This is a genomic window from Lichenifustis flavocetrariae, assembly GCF_026130545.1.
Classification (GTDB): Bacteria; Pseudomonadota; Alphaproteobacteria; order Rhizobiales; family Beijerinckiaceae; genus Lichenihabitans; species Lichenihabitans flavocetrariae.
In genome coordinates, this window is record NZ_JAMOIM010000172.1 from 1 (window position 1) to 603 (window position 603).

1 pseudogene is annotated in these 603 nt (G+C 65.3%); it reads left to right on the forward strand.

Annotated elements, in window-relative coordinates:
• Positions 1–603 (forward strand): annotated as a pseudogene (locus tag M8523_RS36495) (transposase family protein); the annotation flags it as partial.

A 603-nucleotide genomic window follows, 5' to 3' on the forward strand; every position in this document is an offset into this window, starting at 1 on the left:
CCGGGGTGCGCGGCGTGTGGCAACGGCACGACCTGGAGACCATAAAGAAGCGGCTCAAGGCGCTGGAGGCCAAGGTGGCGCAAGACGGTCTGGTGCTGACCGAGAGCCAGCTTGTCGCGCTCGAGAAGGCCAAGACCGAGAAGGAGGCGCACGGCGAGTTCGAGAGCGAGTGCCCGGGCTACTGCGGCGCGCAGGACACGTTCTACGTCGGCAACATGAAGGGGGTCGGGCGGATCTACCAGCAGACCTTCATCGACACCTACGCCAAGGTGGCTTTCGCCAACTCTCCGCTGGCTTCTCCGACGGGCTACGCCCGCCGGAGAAGCCAGCTCCGCTCTACGACCGCAAGACGGCCTTGACCCTCGGCCGATCTCCTGAACGACCGCGTGGTGCCGTTCTACGACGCCCAGGAGGTGAAGCTCACCCGCGTGTTGACGGACCGCGGCACGGACTATTGCGGCAACCCGGAGCACCACGAATACGAGCTCTATCTGGCGGTCGAGGACGTGGACCATTCCCGCACCGGGACCAAAAGCCCGCAGACGAACGGCATCGTCGAGCGCTTCCACAAGACGGTGCTGGACGAGTTCTACCGCGTGGCCT